Here is a 17,536-nt window from a genome sequence, read left to right on the forward strand (position 1 = left end):
TTTAACGTTTTGCGTTAAATATTTTGGCGGTGTAGGCAAAAGCCATACCGCTAACTAACCCACCTAAGTGCGCCCAATTAGCCATACCTACAAACAATACATCTGCAAACCCAAGCACTAACCAAATCAACATAAAACCAACAATAGCCGTACTAACCAGCGCAGGTTTGTTCGGATTTAAAAAGCTATGAATCCAACAAAAACCGAGCAATCCATACACCACGCCGCTTAGCCCACCAAAATTAGGACCAACCATTAAATATTGTGCCCAATTACTAATCAGTGCAGTCACTAAAAACAAACCTATTAAGCTTAGTTTTCCGCATTGCTTTTCGATATTATCACCAAGCGACATCCACCAAATTAAATTAAACACTATATGCATCGCGCTAAAGTGAACGAGCGCAGGGGTTAGCCAACTAAGTGGTTGTGATGGGTTAAATTGCAGAGCGGTATAAATTTCATTAAATCCACCTAATAAAAAAGCAACATAAATAACAATACTCAATATGCTAACTGTTTGATTAAGCCAGCTTAGCGCTTTAAATCGCGCCATTAAATTAAGTGATTGCCCTTGATATTTAAGCGGCGATTGAGTGCTACCTACATCCCAAGACGCTTGTTGATAGCGTTCATGATTAGGGTTTTGTGTAAATTCAGCCCATAGCGGCTGAACTTGATGAAAGTCCTCCTCAAGCACACTAATAATGACATTCCTGCCATCTGCTGAGTGTATCTTTGCATCTAGGCCTTGGCTTTTTAAATAATCTATAAAGCCCTGTGCGGCGCGCGGGTTATTTAAACTGCCAAGTTCTATCATCGCTCAACTTTCTCGCTATAAGCCGCTTCCCAAGCTGTAAAGCCGCCATCCATACTGTAAACGTCTTCAAAACCTTGCTCAACTAGATAGCTAGCTGCGCCTTGTGAGCTCATACCGTGGTAGCAGACAATAATAATTGGCTGATCGAATTCTTTTTCCATCATAAATTGTGCGATATTACCGTTAGAAAGTGCTTCTGAGCCTGGAATGCGACCGGCTTGATACGAATTAGGATCGCGAATATCTGCAATTACCACGTCTTCTTTATCTAAAAGCTCTAACGTTTGCGCTATAGAAATATGTTTAAATGCCATTGAAGTCTCTTTAATTAATAGTATAAAAAAGGCGGCTAGGGCCTGTTTATCTTTCGAGGTTAAATTTGCAGCAGTATGTTTGGTATTTAGGCAAGGCTGAGCCTATGTAGTGTGGTTATTCCCCATAAATAGGCGATAACGTAGCACAAATGCCAAACATACGCTGCCCGAAGGGTTCTGCCTAGGGGCAATTTACTCTTTGTTGCTCGGTTTTTACTTAGCCCACTAGGTCACAAACCTCGCGCCGCGATTAAATAGCCCCTAAATTGAACAAATTTTAATCCTGAAAGGTCAACAGGCCCTAGAGCCGCCCTTCTTGTAATTTAGTGAGGAACTAATCCCAGTTTAAAATCACTTTACCTGACTGACCTGAAATCATCATATCAAAGCCAGCTTGGAAGTCATCCACAGAATATTGATGTGTAATGATTGGGTTTAAATCTAGGCCTGATTGAATCAAACTTGCCATTTTGTACCACGTTTCGAACATTTCGCGACCGTAAATACCTTTAATCACTAAACCTTTAAAAATAACTTGGTTCCAGTCAACTGCCATATCAGATGGTGGAATACCTAGCATGGCAATTTTACCGCCGTGGTTCATATTATTAAGCATTGAATTAAACGCGCTTGGCACACCTGACATTTCAAGGCCAATATCAAAACCCTCTGTCATACCTAGCTCTTTCATTACATCTTCAAGCTTTTCATTGGCAACGTTTACAGCGCGTGAAGCCCCCATTTTACGTGCTAAATCTAGGCGGTATTCGTTTACGTCGGTAATTACAACGTGGCGAGCACCAACATGTTTTGCAACGGCTGCTGCCATAATACCAATTGGGCCTGCACCAGTGATAAGTACATCTTCGCCAACTAAGTCAAACGATAGTGCGGTATGAACTGCGTTACCAAATGGGTCGAAAATAGAAGCGAGTTCGTCAGAAATATTATCTGGAATTTTAAATGCGTTAAATGCAGGAATAACTAAATATTCGGCAAACGCACCTTCACGGTTTACACCTACACCCGTTGTATTACGGCATAAATGTACACGCCCTGCACGACAGTTACGACAATGCCCACACGTAATATGACCTTCACCCGATACGCGGTCACCTACTTTAAAGCCACGAACTTCCTGGCCCATATCAACGACTTCACCAACATATTCATGACCAACAACCATAGGCGTTGGAATGGTTTTACTTGCCCATTCGTCCCACTTGTAAATATGTACGTCGGTACCACAAATAGCTGTTTTGCGAATTTTAATCAGTAAGTCGTTATGACCTACTTCTGGCTTTGGTGCATCTGTCATCCAAATGCCCGGTTCTGCTTTTAATTTAGATAATGCTTTCATAATCCACACTCAACTAAAAAACCGAAGCGAGGCTTCGGTTTAAAATAAAATTAAATAACGCCCATTTCTTTACCAATACGGGTAAATGCATCGATAGCTGTATCGAGTTGTTCAATGCTATGCGCCGCTGAAATTTGTGTACGAATGCGGGCTTGCCCTTTTGGTACTACTGGGAATGAAAAACCGGTGACGTAAATGCCTTCAGCAAGTAATTTATCAGCCATTAACGAGGCTACTTTGGCATCTCCTAGCATTACAGGGATGATTGCATGATCTTTACCTGCACACGTAAAACCAGCAGCTTCCATTTGCTCACGGAAATATTTAGCATTTGACCAAAGTTTAGCGCGCAGCTCGCCGCCATTTTCAAGCATTTCAAGTACTTTAATTGATGCAGTAACAATTGAAGGCGCTAATGAGTTTGAGAACAAGTATGGGCGTGAGCGCTGACGTAACCATTCAACAATTTCTTTTTTACCTGATGTATAACCACCTGAAGCACCGCCTAGCGCTTTGCCTAATGTACCGGTAATAATATCTACACGGTCTAATACATTACAGTACTCAGGTGTACCCTTACCGTTTTCGCCAACAAAGCCAACTGCGTGAGAGTCATCTACCATTACAAGCGCATCATATTTATCGGCTAAGTCGCACACAGCTTCTAAATTACAAATAACGCCGTCCATAGAAAACACGCCATCGGTAGCAATTAGTTTAGTTTTAGCACCGGCTTCATCTGCTGCAATAAGTTGCTTCTCAAGATCAGCCATGTCGTTATTTGCATAACGAAAACGCTTAGCTTTACATAAACGTACACCGTCGATAATTGATGCATGATTTAATGAATCAGAAATAATAGCGTCTTCTGCGCCTAAAATAGTTTCAAACAAACCTGTATTTGCGTCAAAACATGAAGAATATAAAATAGTATCCTCTGTTTCTAAAAACGCACTGATTTTTTGCTCTAGTGTTTTATGGATATCTTGCGTGCCACAAATAAAACGTACTGAAGCCACACCAAAACCATGATTATTTAAACCATTTTGCGCCGCTTCAATTAACTCTGGGCTATTAGCTAAACCTAAGTAGTTATTAGCACAAAAGTTGATTACTTTACCTGATGCAACTTCAATTTGAGCTTGCTGCTGGGACTTAATAATACGTTCGTTTTTATACAAACCTTCGGTTTTTACGTCTTCAATTTGCTGTTGTAACTGGCTAAAAAAAGCAGATGCTCTCATCTAGGTTCTCCATCTATTTGAACGGGTAAACAACCACATTTAAGCGACTGTTTATTATGGGGGGTATTGTAAAAGTTTAATGGGGAAAATGCACGGTTTGCAGTTCGTCGCAAACGCCCTAAACTGGAAGGAATTCCTGCCAGTTTACAGGCTAATCTGTTTAGTTTATTTATGTATTTAAAAGTGCAGGTAAACTGTTTATAGAATCGATAATTAAATCAGCTTCTTGCTTAGCGCTTTCGTCAAAGCTTTGCCCTGAACGCACTAAAACGCGTGTAGTGATGCCCGCTTTTTTCGCAGCCTGCATATCACTGAGTTTATCGCCCACCATAATACTGCAAGCAGGGTCGATGTTATGCTCTTGTATGCCTTGTAATAACATACCTGGCGCAGGCTTTCTGCAACTGCACTCTTTCAAATATTCAGGGTGCGCTTTTTTAGGGTGATGAGGGCAAAAATACACATCGGTAACTGCAATGCTGTGGGCACTAAACTGGTCTTTCATCCACTCGGTCAGTGCTAAAAAATCAGCTTCGGTGTAATAACCTCGACCAATTCCAGATTGATTAGTGACGATTATGATTTTATAGCCTGCATCATAAAATGTTTTACAAGTGCTAAAAACACCGTCAATAAATTCAAATTTATCGCTTTGATACACATAACCATGATCAACATTTACCACGCCATCTCGGTCTAAAAAAAGCGCTTTATTTTTTTGTTGTGCATTCATTACAAAGACTCTTTTTGTACAACATGGTCAAACATCGCTTTTACATCATCAACTGTAATTTGGCTCATTAAATCATCGCCTTTTACGCGTGTCCCCCACGAGACTTGCTCAGCCGTTTTACTTGTTTGCTTAAACAAGTTTTGATGATAAACCTCTACCACGTAGTCTTGGTATAAGTAAGGACCTGTGCGTGCTGGGTTTGAATGTGCATATAAACCAATAACCGGCGTACCAACTGTTACTGCCATATGCGCTGGGCCTGTATCGGGCGCAAGCACTAAGCAGGCACGTTTTAACACGCACAACAACTCTTTGAGTTTCGTTTTACCCACCAAGTTTAAAATAGGCGTGTTGCTGTGCTCAATAATGCTATTTGCTAGGTTAATTTCAAGCTCTGTTGGACCACCCGTCAATACAACTTTAAAGCCTTGCTCATTTGCATAATCAGCCAATGCTGCATAACGATCAGCGAGCCAATTACGCTGTGCTTTACTAGCTGCGGGCGATATTACTAATAGTTTATTAGTTAGGTATTCTGGTGTTAGTAACTCATCTGCAACCGCTTGGTCTTGCTCGGTATATGGCATGTCCCAACTCGGTTTATAATCAGCTACACCAATGGCTTTTGCAAAACCTTTAAAGCCTTCAAGCACATGCGCCTGAGCTTGTGGCTCTATTCGTTTATTAATAAATAAACTGTGTAATTCTTTTGAACGTGCCCAGTCAAAACCAATTTTTACTTTTGCCGGAATACAACGCGCTACAAACCCAGCCCTTAATGCAACTTGCATATTAAGTAACACATCAAATTTTTGGTTTTTGAAGCGTTGCTTTAAGCTTTTCAGCGCTGCTTTGCCTTGCTTTTTATCAAATACCACCAGCTCAACACCCGGTAAGTCAGCAAGTAACATGGCTTCTATTTTGCCAATTACCCAGGTGATTTTTGCATTCGGGTGTGCCTTTTGAATAGCTTGTACTGCACTCACACCATGACATACGTCACCAATGGCAGAGAGTCTTAATATACAAATAGATGAATAATTAGGAGCTTGAGTCACACATTCCCTTAGGTATTAAATACAAAAGCCGATCTTAAATTATAATCACGCTATTGCAAGCACTTATCCTGTGCTTTAAAACGCGCTAATATAGACACATTATTTAGCAATTACACAGAGCTATGTTTAAACAACACGTGCAAGGCAACCACACTGTATTAAGCCACCCTAAATACACAAGCCAAATTACCCTCGATTGGTTTGATGCAAATTATTGGCAACAACAAAATAAAATTGTGGGCGCTAAAAAAGGCAGAGCAACAGCATGGTTTTTTAAACAAGACGAATTAACAGCCGTGCTGAGGCATTATTGGCGTGGCGGTTTAGTCGGTAAATTACTAAGCGATCAATATTTATACCCAGGGCTTGAACAAACCCGTGTGTATAAAGAGTTTAGTTTAATGAGTAAACTTATAGAGCTTGGTTTAAACGTACCAACCCCTGTTGCAGCTAAAGTAACCCACAGCGGATTAATTTACCGTGGTGATATTATTACCGAGGCTGTTAAGGGCGCTAAAAGTGTACTCGATATATTAATCGAACGCCCATTGACTGAAGATGAGTTGGAGCGCATTGCTAAAACAATCGCGCTATTTCATTCAAAAGGTGTGTATCACGCCGATTTAAACATTAATAACATTTTATTTAATGATACTGGTGATGTGTATATTATCGACTTTGATAGAGGTGAAATAAGAGCGCCTAACCCACAGTGGCAACAAAGTAATATGGCACGCCTTGAGCGCTCATTTTTAAAGGAACAAGGTCGAAACAAGCCATTCAATTGGCAAGCGAGTGACTGGCAAACTCTGCACAGCAACTACCTCAAAGCGCTCGCCAATATCAGTTAACCTAATATAAGTTAATTAGCCAATGCTAAATACTGCAGAGCAACCTGCTCTGCCTGTACTTGTTTTAAAATATCTGCGTTTTCTACATTTGGCTTATCTGCTAGCACCTGCTTAACGGCATTGGCTAATGCTTCACTTTGTTGAACGGGTACTAAATATTTACTCAGCTCGCCTGTTAATATCTCGCTTGGTCCAAATGTACAATTAGTACTAACTACCGGAGTAGCCACTGCTAAAGCCTCAATTAATACCGTTGGCAGCCCTTCAAAATCAGAGCTCAAAACCAAAGCTTTGGCATGCTGAATCCAGTTGTACGGGTTTTGTTGAAATCCAGGCACTACTAACTGTTTATCTATGCCATATTGCTGTGCAAGCTTTAACGCTTTTGCAGGTTTATTACATAAAAGGACTAACTTGTATTTTTTATCAAGCTTTGCAAATGCTGCAAATAATATATCGTGGCGTTTTTGTTTGGCCAGCCTTCCTACATGAATTAAGTAAGGCTCATTTGGGATGTCGTTATTTTTCTCATTTGCTTGTTGGTTTATTTTTTCAAAATCGAACGGGTTATAAATAGTCGCGATTGCACTTGGGTTAATTAAATCCCCTTGTGTTATTTCTTTTTCAACACCCTTTGATACGCAAATAAGTGATTTACCATTTAAGTTTTGCTTACTTTTTTTAAGGTATAAATATGAAAATGGACCCAACTTTTTTTGACGGGCAAGTTCTGCATTGACGGAGTTATGAATAACAAAGTGAACATTTTTGATATTACTAAGCGCGAGCAAGTTATTACTTCTATCAAGGTTAGAAAGCACTAGATCAATATTGCCAATCTCGCTTTGTTTTTTTTCAAACCACGCTTCTAATCGCAAAATACTGTTTTTTCGCTGCCAGAATCTATCTACTTTAGATGCTCTATCAGGAAAAAGGCTATCAACTTTAACTATATCAGGAATGTCATACTCAGCGTTGCTCGCAAGAGATAATATAGTGACGTTGTGCTGTAGTTTCGCCATTTTTTCAGCCAAAGTAAGCATTACTTTTTCAGCACCACCACCTACTAGTGAATCAATTACAATAATGATATTCATAAAGAGGATCCATCAAGCATATTTTTCACACCATTAGTAATAACATCATAACTGTGTATATTTTCAAGCTGAGCATATTTACTAGTTGTCTCATTATAAAAAGCCACCTCTATAACTTTCTCTACTTTAGTCACTATGTCATCAATATTAAGATTTGCTTTTAATACAACCCCCGTATTAATACAGTGGTCTAAACGTGCATTTTGATCCTTAGATATTGCACATGCAACAGCAGGCGTGTGCACGGCAATTGCTTGTAATAAGGTGTCACCACCACTTAGCAATGCGACTCTAGCTTGGCTCATTAATGCTAAAAACTCAGTATTTTGCAAACTTTTGATACAAAGAATGCTATCAGAACTTGGGATCGTTTTACTATAATTTTGGCCAAATACAACAACGCCCCTCAAACCCGTTTGTTTAGCAATTTTAAACGCAGCTTCAAAGTAAATATCGGCGCAATTTTGACCATTTAGTGTGTGACCGCCAGATCCTGCATTAACTATAAAATAATTTTTTAGTTCTAAACTATATCGGCTCAACATCTGTTGCTTTTGCTCATTGGATGCAAAAGCAACAAATGGGCCCACATTACGTGGACGCACTAAAGGAAATATATCTAACTTAGCATTTTCAGCCCAAGTTAATGGCTCTATACAATAGTCTGGCTGGACAACCCAATGTACATCAATCAAATTGATTCTATTAAGCTTTAAGCCTTTTGCTCGTTTTTTAGCATGTTGAGAAATAAAGACTACTTTTGCGCCTACCTTTTTAGCCGCTTTCATATGCCCTGCTCGTCCGGCACAATCAAAAATAACAACGTTAGGCTTAAATTTTTCAATGACATCGCACACATAATCCAGCTCTTTGGTCGCTGAATGATCAAGTAGTGTCGTTTCGAATGGGCAGCTTTTTGCATAAGCAGCATGCTTATTTAATATAAAATGAATATCGATAGAAGCGTGAAGTTCATCCTGTAAACTTTGAGCTAACAGCAACGAGCGCATATACTCACCAATGCCTTCTGGTGATGATACTGGAATAAATAAAAGTCGTTTGTTGCTCATTGCATTCTCAATTTCCTATTTAACCCGCAGTATATCAACCACATCGTTATTACGATAGACAGGTTACATTTTTATACATTAAATACCCCCTATTTTGTCTATTATTTGCTGCAATAGACGCCTGAGGTTGATAAACTTAGCCGCAATCTAAATCACAAGGATCTGAACTTTGCGAAACAGAATTTTTCTTCTTTCTTCTCTTTTTTGCGCAATGAGCGTATCGATTAACGCTGAACCATGGGTAAAACCAGATGACTACGGATTAAGAGCTGACATTCAACAATTAGCCGATGCCGGCGTTATTTTAGCTCCTGTAACCACTTACCCACTTATGTGGAAAAGTTTTATAAGCGATGTTGATAGTATGCCGCTTGAGCAATTAACACCAAGTCTACAAGATGCATTGTTACGTGTTAAACATCGATATAAATCCGAAAATAGTAGCTCGCATAGTCTTCAATTATTAGCTTTTGCAGCTACAGATCCAATTGTAGCAACAAGCTTTGGTGCAACAAATACACAAGAAACAGAGCTTTCAGCAGCTTACGCTTATTTAGGCGATAACTTTGCTGCTAAAGTCGCTGTAAATTATAGAAAAGACGGTAAAAAATGTTTAGCCGATGGAAAAACGGCTGACGATATAGTTACTGATCAGCAAGCTTTAACAGATTGTAACGACACTTCACTTGACGATAGTTACTTAGCTTATCGTTTAGGCAATTGGATTTTTAGAGCCGGTGCTGTTGAACAATTTTGGGGATCTGGTGTTGATAACAGCTTAATTATATCTGGTAATGCGAAACCTTTACCTGCACTAAGTGTAACCAGAGAAAAAAGTACTGCTTTTGAAACACCGTGGCTAAGCTGGATTGGTCAATGGGGCTTTACCGCACAAATGGCTAAACTTGAGTCTACACGTGTAATTCCTGATGCTTTACTTTGGAGCAGTAGATTAAATATACGCCCAATACAACAATTAGAAATTGCCGTTAGCTGGTCTGCACAATGGGCAGGAGACGGACAACCAGGATCTGCTGGTGACTTTATTGATGTAGTTACAGGGCAAACAAGCTGTATTGATGGAAGCGATAGTTGTGATAGCCAATTAGAGTCAAAAATAGGTAATCAATTAGCAGGCATAGATATTCGCTGGTCAGATACACTTTTCAACCAACCTTATGCTGTATATGCCAGTACGATTGGAGAAGATGCCAGTTCACAATTTAAACCCGCTGATAGAGCCTACTTATTTGGTGTACAGACAACACAGCGTGTATATGATCAAAACTTATTAATAAATGTAGAGTACATAGATACAGGTGTTTCATGCCAAGCTGAATCAATAGTTGAAAATTGCTACTATGAGCATTCAGATTACAAATCGGGTTACCGTTACCACGGTCGCACTATTGGCTCCACTTATGATAACGATGCACAGTCAGTTGTTTTAACCCTATTAGGTCAGTTATCTAATGGAGACGATTGGCAGGTAAAATTGCGCAGTGTTGATTACAATAGCGATAACCGAGATAGTTACCCAAATAATCCTGACTTAGGTAACACCATTACTAAAATAGGGTTTGACTCTAAGCAGCTAGAAATGCGTTACAGAATGCTTTCTATGGGCGGCCGCGTCACTTTAGGTGCTTTTGCATCTAACAATGACGGCGCTGAAAACGATACATCAGCATTTGCCAAGTACGAATATAACTTTTAATACGTTACTGTTAATAAAGTAACGTATTAAATGTAAAAAAGGGATGAAAACAGTGTTTTCATCCCTTTTTTGTATTTTTTAAGCAAACTAAATCAGTAATTACTGTTTAATTTTACTAATTACTTTTGATGTTGAGCATCCATCTAAGAACTCCAGCACTTCAACTTTTCCGCCATGGCGCAGCACATGTTCAGCACCGGCTATTTGCTCTACGGTGTAGTCGCCACCCTTAACTAAAATATCAGGGCTTATTTGCTCAATTAATTTAGCTGGAGTGTCGTTTTCATCTAGGCTACCAAACGGAATAACCCAATCAACTGATGAAAGTGCACTAAGTACCATTGCACGCTCATCTAGCGGGTTAATAGGGCGTTCTGGCCCTTTTAAACGCGTAATAGATTCATCATTATTTAATCCAACAACGAGCCTATCGCCTCGTGCTTTAGCTTGCGCTAAATAACGTACATGCCCAGCATGTAAAATATCAAAACAGCCATTAGTGAATACAATAGTTTCGCCGTTTTGTTTTGCAAATTCAATATGCTGAAGTACATCATCAAATGGTGTTTGGTAATGCTCACCCGTAGTATGTAAATACTGACCAAGCTTGCGGCTTAGCTCTTCTGGCGAGACAGTTGCAGCCCCAAACTTACTCACAACGATACCTGCGGCTAAATTAGCAATTTCGACAGCATCTTTAGGTTCCATGCCAGCACCAAGCATAACAGCGAGTGTAGCTATAACCGTATCACCGGCCCCGGTTACATCGCTTACTTCAAGCTCTTGCGCTGCAAAATCAAACTTTTCATCTGCACTAATAAGCGACATACCTTGCTCAGAACGCGTAAGTAACATGGCTTTAATGCCATTTTTGCTTATTAAATCACGCGCACTTGCTGCTAAAGCTGCTTCTGAATCGGTTTGACCACCCGCTAACTTAAACTCATGTAAATTAGGCGTAATGTAATCAGCACCTTCATATAAATGTAAATCTGGCGATTTAGGGTCGATTAAAACCGTTTTTCCGGCGCCCTTAGCAAGGCTTACCATCTCTTTAATTAAACTCAAAGATCCTTTGCTGTAATCAGAGAACACAATAAAGTCGTATTCATCAAGTACAAGCTCTAAGCGGTTTAATAAAAGCTGGCTGTGTTGCTCTGTAAACGTTTCTTCTAAATCAAGACGAACCAGTTGTTGATGGCGGCTAATAACACGCATTTTTGAAATAGTCGGTAAATCACATACACTGACCAATTGTGAGCTTATTTTTTCACCTTTTAGGATGGTCTCTAAAATCTGCCCGCTTTCGTCCTCACCAATTAAACCCAATAAGCCAACTTTTGCATCTAACCGCGCTATATTTTTTGCAACGTTAGCTGCACCGCCCGCTTTGTCTTCAAATTTACTTACTTTAACAACTGGTACTGGCGCTTCTGGCGAAATGCGACCTGTATCACCATACCAATAGCGGTCTAGCATTACATCGCCAACAACTAATATTCGTGCCGCTGATAAGTTTTTTAATAACGATAAATCCATTACTGCTGCTCCGCAACAACCATATCCATGGCTTCACATAACCAGTGACCTATAAACATGTGAGCTTCTTGAATACGTGCTGTTTCGTCATTTTTTATAATAATAGGTAACTTAGCAATATCTTTTACTTTGCCGCCATCACGTCCAGTTAATGCCACAGTAAAAGCGCCTAGTTTATTTGCAGCTTCCAATGCTAAATTAATATTGTTACTAGTACCTGATGTGGTTAAACCAATCACTAAATCTTCTGGCTTACATAACGCTTGAACTTGGCGCTCAAACACCGTATCAAAGTGATAATCGTTGCTGTGCGCTGTTAAAATAGAGGTGTCGGTGGTCAATGCCATTGAAGCAAGCGGACCACGTTCTAACTTATAACGCACTACAAATTCTGCTGCTAAATGCTGCGCATCGGCTGCACTACCGCCGTTACCAAACCAAACAATCTTGCCACCAGCTTGTAATGCACTATGGCATGCTTCTAACAGTTGCATAGATTCTTGATGATAAGCTTCCATCGTTTCAAATAATGCTTGATGACGGTTTAATGTTTCAACGTAGCTAGTTGCCACTGAATCGATAATTGACATGAAAAATTCCTCTAGGAACTGAAATAGCAGGGAAAAATTAAATCCATTATTCCATAATTTTATTTAATTGTGTGCATTTTATCGGGTTATAACTGAACCCAGACCATATTTTATAACGAGTCTGTTTAGAAAACGGCTATTTCACGGTAAACTAACGCCACTTCCCTTTAAGAAAGATCAGTATGGCACGCATTTTTTACTCATTCGCATTAATTATTATTAGCCCACTGATTGTATTTTATCTCTATATTTTACGAGGTAAAAGAAACCAAGGCTATCGTGCACACTTTAAAGAGCGCTTTGGGTTTGTCAGTAAGTCTTTATTTACGCTTAAAACTAAACCTTTAGTTTTTCATTGTGCTTCTGTTGGTGAGGTACTTGCCGCAACGCCACTTATTAAAGCTTTGCAAAAAGCGCATCCAAACTTAAATATACTTATAACCTGTAATACTCCAACAGGCAGAGATCAAATACTTAACCAGTTTAAAAATACTGTAGCGTGTAGCTACTTACCAATCGATTTTCCGTTTGCGACAGCCCGATTTTTAAAGCGTATAAAGCCACAAGCATTATGTATTTTAGAAACCGAGCTATGGCCAAATTTAATGGCGATAAGTCACAAAAAAAATATACCGCTACTTGTCATCAATGCAAGACTCTCTGAAAAGTCGCAGCAAGGCTATCAAAAGGTCGCTAAGTTAACGCATATTATTATGCGCTCAATTACAGTACTTGCGAGTCATAACAAGGCAGATGCAGAGCGTTTTATAGAGCTTGGTCTCGAAACTTCAAAAAGCCATGTAACAGGCTCTATAAAATTTGATATAACACCAAGTGATGAGCAATTAGCCAAAGTACTCAACCTTAAACAGCTTTACAGTATTAATAAAAATAGCAGTACTGAACACATCAATGACGAACGCTTTGTATGGGTGGCAGGCTCAACACATCCTGTAGAACATGAATTAGTATTGGCAGCTCACCAAGAGTTATTAAAAAAGCAACCTAATGCATTACTTATAATAGCTCCACGTCACCCAGAGCAATTTGATAAAGTAGCTGAGCTTTTAAAACAGAGCCCACTTAGCTTTAGCCGCCGTAGCCAAAATAACTATAATAATGAGCAAGTACTCCTTGCTGATACGCTTGGTGAGTTACAGTGTTTATATGGCGCTGCAAATGTGAGCTTTATTGGCGGCAGCTTAATTCGCAGAGGTGGGCATAACCCACTAGAATCCGCTGCGTTTTCGGTAGGTGTAATAACAGGTCCACACACATACAATTTTGACCATGTTTATCCCGAGCTAACAAAGCTCAAAGGTGCTGTAGTGGTTGATAGTAACGACGAACTCGCAAAGCAGCTTATAACGTTTAGCCAAAACACAAAAGCATGCCAAACCTTAGGTATTAAAGCTGCGCAATGCGTAACTAAAAACCAAGGTGCTATACAAAAAACACTTACCATTATTAATCAATATTTAGAGCCAAAACCGTGACCAACATAGCTATAAGCCAAACCCGTGAATGGGTGTCATCTGTTATTGTTAAATATAACTTTTGCCCGTTTGCTCGAAAAGAAGTAGAAAATAACTGTATTCATTACATAGTAAGCTCAGCAACGAGTATGGATGATGCTGTAATGGATATGCTTGAGCAATGTGTTGAGCTTGACCGTGAACCAGAGCGCGAAACAACCCTTATCATGTTTGACAACGGCTTTAGTGACTTTGAAGACTTTTTAGACTTGGTCGATTTAGCTAATGCACTTTTAGTCGCGCAAGGCTTTGAAGGTAAGTATCAAATCGCTAATTTTCATCCTGACTACGTATTTGCTGACAGTGATGAAACTGATGCCGCAAACTACACAAATAGAGCGCCCTTTCCTACATTGCACTTAATCCGCGAAGCAAGTATGAGCGAAGCACTTGATAGTTATAACGAGCCTGAATCTATTCCTGAGCATAATATAAATCTAGCAAGGCGTAAGGGGATTGATTTTTGGCAGCAGTTACTTGAAGGCTGTAAAAAACCGAGCGCTTAAATGCTCGGTTTTATTTTGGTTTGTGCAAAACAAGACAATAACAAACGCTTATTTTTTAACCCAGTTACCATTTACTTCAACGTAATGACCACTTTGGGTTTTTTCAATTGTTTTAGCGGCAGCAAGCGCTTCTACTTGTGAAAGTGACAAGTTATTCTTTTTAGCCAACTTTAAGTACTGCGCTTTACGCTTTGCATTTATATCATCAACAACGGCTTTTGCTTCTGCGTTTTGTACAACAAGCCCTAAATAACCAGAGCTATCTTCACCTACTAGACCTTGGTTTTTAGCGTCATCAAGGCTAATAGCCCACGCAGAGAACGACATACATACGGCACTAACTAACGTAATAATGTTTAATTTTTTCTTCGTATTCATGTTCTAGCTCCTTAAAATAACTCACTGTCGTCACTAAATAAATTGTCGAGTTCTTTATCTACTTTTACGCGAATTTCGTGATCGACCTTTACATTTAAATTAATAGTAATGGGCTCTTTAGCAGACACCTCAACACGGTGCGTGCAGGCACTTAGCGCACTAATAGCACTCAGCGCGAGCAGTACTTTTATCAATAACGACTGTCTCATTATTAGTTTCCTTTTTGTGAGTATTGTTGCTCAACTTTTTGTGTAATTTCGTCACTTAAACGCAGTGCACGTAAAAGTGTAAATACGTTTTCTTCGTGGTTATAATTAAAGTTAACCTGCTGCTGCTCTGCTTTATTATAGCCTTTCAAATTAACCCCTAGTTTTAACCAACCATCGTTTTTTAGTGCCACACTGCTATTAAGTTTTTGAATATCTAAATTAGTTAATAGCCCTAACACAGGTTGTAACTCTTGCTGTTGCTGCATTACTGAATCAAAAGCGGCATTATTGGTAATTTTTAAATTACCTGTTCCTTGGCTAAATAAGCTACCGTCAATTATTTCAATTTTCCCACTATCAAAGTGAACAGGTAAAGACCCCGCCAAGCGTCCCGTTAATACAATGCCCGACTTATCGTCGAGTGTAACAAGTTTGCTTGCATCAATATTTTCAAACTTAACATTAGCAACTTGGTTTGGCTTCCCTACTGTGTAGCTACCTAATGAAAACTCGCCACCAAACACACTTCCTCTTACATCATTTATAAGCGCGGTATTACTACTCACTTGCCATTGACCTTCAATCACTTTAACTACGGCACCCGCCCTAAACTCATTTAAATTAAAGGTAGTTGGTTTTACATTAAGCTGACCTGAATTATATTCCCCGCTAAATGTACTGCTTAAATCACTCGCAAGGTAATCGTTATACAGTGCACTTACATGACTAATCCCTATATTGAACAGTGCATTTTGTAAGTTTATATCGCCACTAATATAGCCATTAAATTCGCCCTCTGTTAACTGTGCAAGTGGCTCAAATTGACTAATAAACGCATTTAACGACAGCGCACTTTGTTCAGGAATAACCACTTCAAACGGATGAGCTTGCGACGACACATGATGATTTATAACTAACTCAACATCGTTTATAAATGCGTGATGCGTGGCTTTTAGTGCACGGCTTTGCAAGCCCGTAGACTCTACTTTTATATTATTAAGTTTTATGTCAGGGCTATTAACAGCCTTTATATTCGTTTTTGCTGTTAGATCAGCAAATAACTCACCTACGCCTAAATTAGCATTTGCTGTTAATGTGTTACTTATATCTGTGACTTTAAATTCTTTATATTCTGCGCTTTTTAATTGCTGAGTTAACGCTACCTCTGCGTTTAACTGTTTATCCATTTTTGCTGTTAAATCACCTTGATATTGCACTGCACTTATATCAAACGCATCTACACTATTAAGCGTTAATTTAGCATTTATAAGCCCAATTGGTTTTGAGTCTATAAACTCACTTATATTAAAGTGACCACTAAGGCTAAGCCCATTCGCTGTTGCAGGTGCAAACTCAGGCAAGCCTTCAAGCATAACGCCATAATCGCCTTTAATTGCAGCGTCAGATAACTGAGCATTAACGTTAATATTATTTATATCAAGTGTATTTATTTGAGCTGATAAATTTGTATGTAGGTACTCAAGTGGAGATTTAATATTTAGTGTTGTATCTGTTATTAAAATATCAAATTGCTTATCGCCCACGCTTACCAAATTAATTACAGGTACACTCAACTCACTAGCCTCTAAGCTAATTGATTGAGGGAGTTTTAGTTGCCAATTTAAAGGCACTTGTTTGCTAATAAAGCCTGCATATTCACTTGGTGGAATTAACTCAGTACAGCTTGGTGTTAAATTAATTTTGTTATTAAGCAAATCGGTATTAAATATTAACGCTTGGCTATTTAAATTAAAACGCGTCGCCAATTTACCAGTGGTTAATACGTTAACTTTGCACTGCTCATACGTATGAGCAAACTGGGATCTAATATCGCCATTTAACTCAAACTTTATACCGTCAAAGCTAAACGCTTGCTGGGTATTAAAGTTAAAATCTGCTATTAATGTATTTTTAGTGTTTATAACTTGCTTTAAAAAAGTGTCATTAATTTCAAACTGACCACTTACTTTATTAGCAGTCAAAATTGCACTCGCGTTTATATCACCTGAGACATTAAATTTATTTAGTTCGGGTTCTGATATGCTTATTTTAAGTTGCTTATTGAGCTCATCACTTTTTACTACAAGCTGTTTAATATTGATTAATGGGCGATTTAAGGGAAGTGCTAAATCGAGATTTTTAGCAAGCTGATTAGCATTATCACTTTCAGGGAGTGGATTAACTGTTAGCACTGCATTTTCAATATCTACACGCTTTGTATTTGCAGTAATACCAGTAAGTTGTAATTGTTGATTTTGGTAATTTACACACACTTTATCAGCATGAATATTTAAGCTAGACGTGATTGAAAAATCGAGACAGCTTAACGTAATGCCTGCTTTTTTAAGCTCAGGCGCTATAACCCACTGTAATAATGGCAAGCGAAAGACATAACTAAGCAGCAAGGTACTTAGTAATACAGCTCCAACAATTAAACCAATTCGCTTAAACATACTATCCTTAAATGCTTTGTGCTTTTAGCTATACTAATACCAACCTGCATAAATCTTTGATC

The 17,536-nt window shown here is 38.9% G+C and carries 17 protein-coding genes; 4 read left to right on the forward strand and 13 right to left on the reverse strand.

Annotated elements, in window-relative coordinates; translation table 11 throughout:
• Position 1 precedes the first annotated feature (1 nt).
• The 6 genes from glpG to NRL14_RS17535 form a co-directional block, all read right to left on the reverse strand.
• Positions 2-820 carry a rhomboid family intramembrane serine protease GlpG gene (gene glpG / locus NRL14_RS17510; protein WP_306725238.1) on the reverse strand — a complete coding sequence of 273 codons (819 nt, stop codon included), beginning with the start codon at positions 818-820 and terminating at the stop codon, positions 2-4.
• The gene (glpE, locus tag NRL14_RS17515) at positions 817-1,134 is read right to left on the reverse strand and encodes a thiosulfate sulfurtransferase GlpE (protein WP_010554397.1); all 318 of its coding nucleotides are present in this window, start codon (positions 1,132-1,134) and stop codon (positions 817-819) included. Before glpE ends, glpG begins: the two co-directional genes overlap by 4 nt.
• 334 nt (positions 1,135-1,468) lie before the next feature.
• Positions 1,469-2,494 carry an L-threonine 3-dehydrogenase gene (tdh, locus tag NRL14_RS17520; RefSeq protein ID WP_002961053.1) on the reverse strand — a complete coding sequence of 342 codons (1,026 nt, stop codon included), beginning with the start codon at positions 2,492-2,494 and terminating at the stop codon, positions 1,469-1,471.
• A gap of 50 nt (positions 2,495-2,544) precedes the next feature.
• Complete coding sequence (locus NRL14_RS17525; protein ID WP_002961055.1) at positions 2,545-3,738, reverse strand: glycine C-acetyltransferase; 1,194 nt, start codon at positions 3,736-3,738, stop codon at positions 2,545-2,547.
• Between the two features lie 169 nt (positions 3,739-3,907).
• Positions 3,908-4,471, reverse strand: coding sequence for a D-glycero-beta-D-manno-heptose 1,7-bisphosphate 7-phosphatase (gene gmhB, locus NRL14_RS17530; RefSeq protein ID WP_306725239.1), 564 nt, complete (start codon positions 4,469-4,471; stop codon positions 3,908-3,910).
• Complete coding sequence (locus NRL14_RS17535; protein WP_306725240.1) at positions 4,471-5,529, reverse strand: glycosyltransferase family 9 protein; 1,059 nt, start codon at positions 5,527-5,529, stop codon at positions 4,471-4,473. The genes gmhB and NRL14_RS17535 overlap by 1 nt, the downstream gene beginning before the upstream one ends.
• A gap of 122 nt (positions 5,530-5,651) precedes the next feature.
• Here NRL14_RS17535 and NRL14_RS17540 point away from each other — a divergent pair, with 122 nt between their 5' ends.
• On the forward strand, positions 5,652-6,380 hold the full coding sequence (locus tag NRL14_RS17540; RefSeq protein ID WP_149613459.1) for a 3-deoxy-D-manno-octulosonic acid kinase: 729 nt from the start codon (positions 5,652-5,654) through the stop codon (positions 6,378-6,380).
• 11 nt (positions 6,381-6,391) lie between these two features.
• Here the strand turns inward: NRL14_RS17540 and NRL14_RS17545 are convergent, their stop codons facing one another.
• Entirely contained in the window at positions 6,392-7,477 is a 1,086-nt protein-coding gene (locus NRL14_RS17545; RefSeq protein WP_008134928.1) for a glycosyltransferase, read from the reverse strand.
• Positions 7,474-8,547, reverse strand: coding sequence for a glycosyltransferase family 1 protein (locus tag NRL14_RS17550; RefSeq protein ID WP_306725241.1), 1,074 nt, complete (start codon positions 8,545-8,547; stop codon positions 7,474-7,476). Before NRL14_RS17550 ends, NRL14_RS17545 begins: the two co-directional genes overlap by 4 nt.
• A gap of 211 nt (positions 8,548-8,758) precedes the next feature.
• On the opposite strand from NRL14_RS17550, the gene NRL14_RS17555 reads away from it, so the two are divergent.
• Positions 8,759-10,264, forward strand: coding sequence for a capsule assembly Wzi family protein (locus NRL14_RS17555; RefSeq protein ID WP_306725246.1), 1,506 nt, complete (start codon positions 8,759-8,761; stop codon positions 10,262-10,264).
• A 99-nt stretch (positions 10,265-10,363) separates the two neighbouring features.
• On the opposite strand, the gene hldE is transcribed toward NRL14_RS17555, so the two are convergent.
• Both hldE and NRL14_RS17565 read right to left on the reverse strand, forming a co-directional pair.
• Positions 10,364-11,803 carry a bifunctional D-glycero-beta-D-manno-heptose-7-phosphate kinase/D-glycero-beta-D-manno-heptose 1-phosphate adenylyltransferase HldE gene (gene hldE / locus NRL14_RS17560; protein WP_007378802.1) on the reverse strand — a complete coding sequence of 480 codons (1,440 nt, stop codon included), beginning with the start codon at positions 11,801-11,803 and terminating at the stop codon, positions 10,364-10,366.
• Entirely contained in the window at positions 11,803-12,393 is a 591-nt protein-coding gene (locus NRL14_RS17565) for an SIS domain-containing protein (RefSeq protein WP_002961065.1), read from the reverse strand. The genes hldE and NRL14_RS17565 overlap by 1 nt, the downstream gene beginning before the upstream one ends.
• Before the next feature lie 182 nt (positions 12,394-12,575).
• Between NRL14_RS17565 and waaA the strand changes: the two genes are divergently transcribed.
• Positions 12,576-13,889, forward strand: coding sequence for a lipid IV(A) 3-deoxy-D-manno-octulosonic acid transferase (waaA, locus tag NRL14_RS17570; protein ID WP_306725242.1), 1,314 nt, complete (start codon positions 12,576-12,578; stop codon positions 13,887-13,889).
• A complete protein-coding gene (locus tag NRL14_RS17575) occupies positions 13,886-14,434 on the forward strand; it encodes a DUF1415 domain-containing protein (protein ID WP_002961067.1) in 549 nt (182 codons plus the stop codon). Before waaA ends, NRL14_RS17575 begins: the two co-directional genes overlap by 4 nt.
• A gap of 48 nt (positions 14,435-14,482) precedes the next feature.
• On the opposite strand, the gene NRL14_RS17580 is transcribed toward NRL14_RS17575, so the two are convergent.
• From NRL14_RS17580 to NRL14_RS17590, 3 genes are read right to left on the reverse strand one after another with little or no spacing between them, the layout of a single operon-like run.
• Positions 14,483-14,812, reverse strand: a complete 330-nt coding sequence (locus NRL14_RS17580) for a YdbL family protein (protein WP_002961068.1) — start codon at positions 14,810-14,812, stop codon at positions 14,483-14,485.
• A gap of 11 nt (positions 14,813-14,823) precedes the next feature.
• Positions 14,824-15,021 (reverse strand): YnbE family lipoprotein, encoded by a 198-nt coding sequence (locus NRL14_RS17585; RefSeq protein ID WP_007378800.1) that lies wholly within the window; start codon positions 15,019-15,021, stop codon positions 14,824-14,826.
• 2 nt (positions 15,022-15,023) lie between these two features.
• Complete coding sequence (locus NRL14_RS17590) at positions 15,024-17,474, reverse strand: YdbH domain-containing protein (RefSeq protein WP_306725243.1); 2,451 nt, start codon at positions 17,472-17,474, stop codon at positions 15,024-15,026.
• Positions 17,475-17,536: the final 62 nt, after the last annotated feature.

This window comes from Pseudoalteromonas sp. 20-92, from assembly GCF_030847595.1.
GTDB classification, from domain to species: Bacteria; Pseudomonadota; Gammaproteobacteria; order Enterobacterales; family Alteromonadaceae; genus Pseudoalteromonas; species Pseudoalteromonas fuliginea.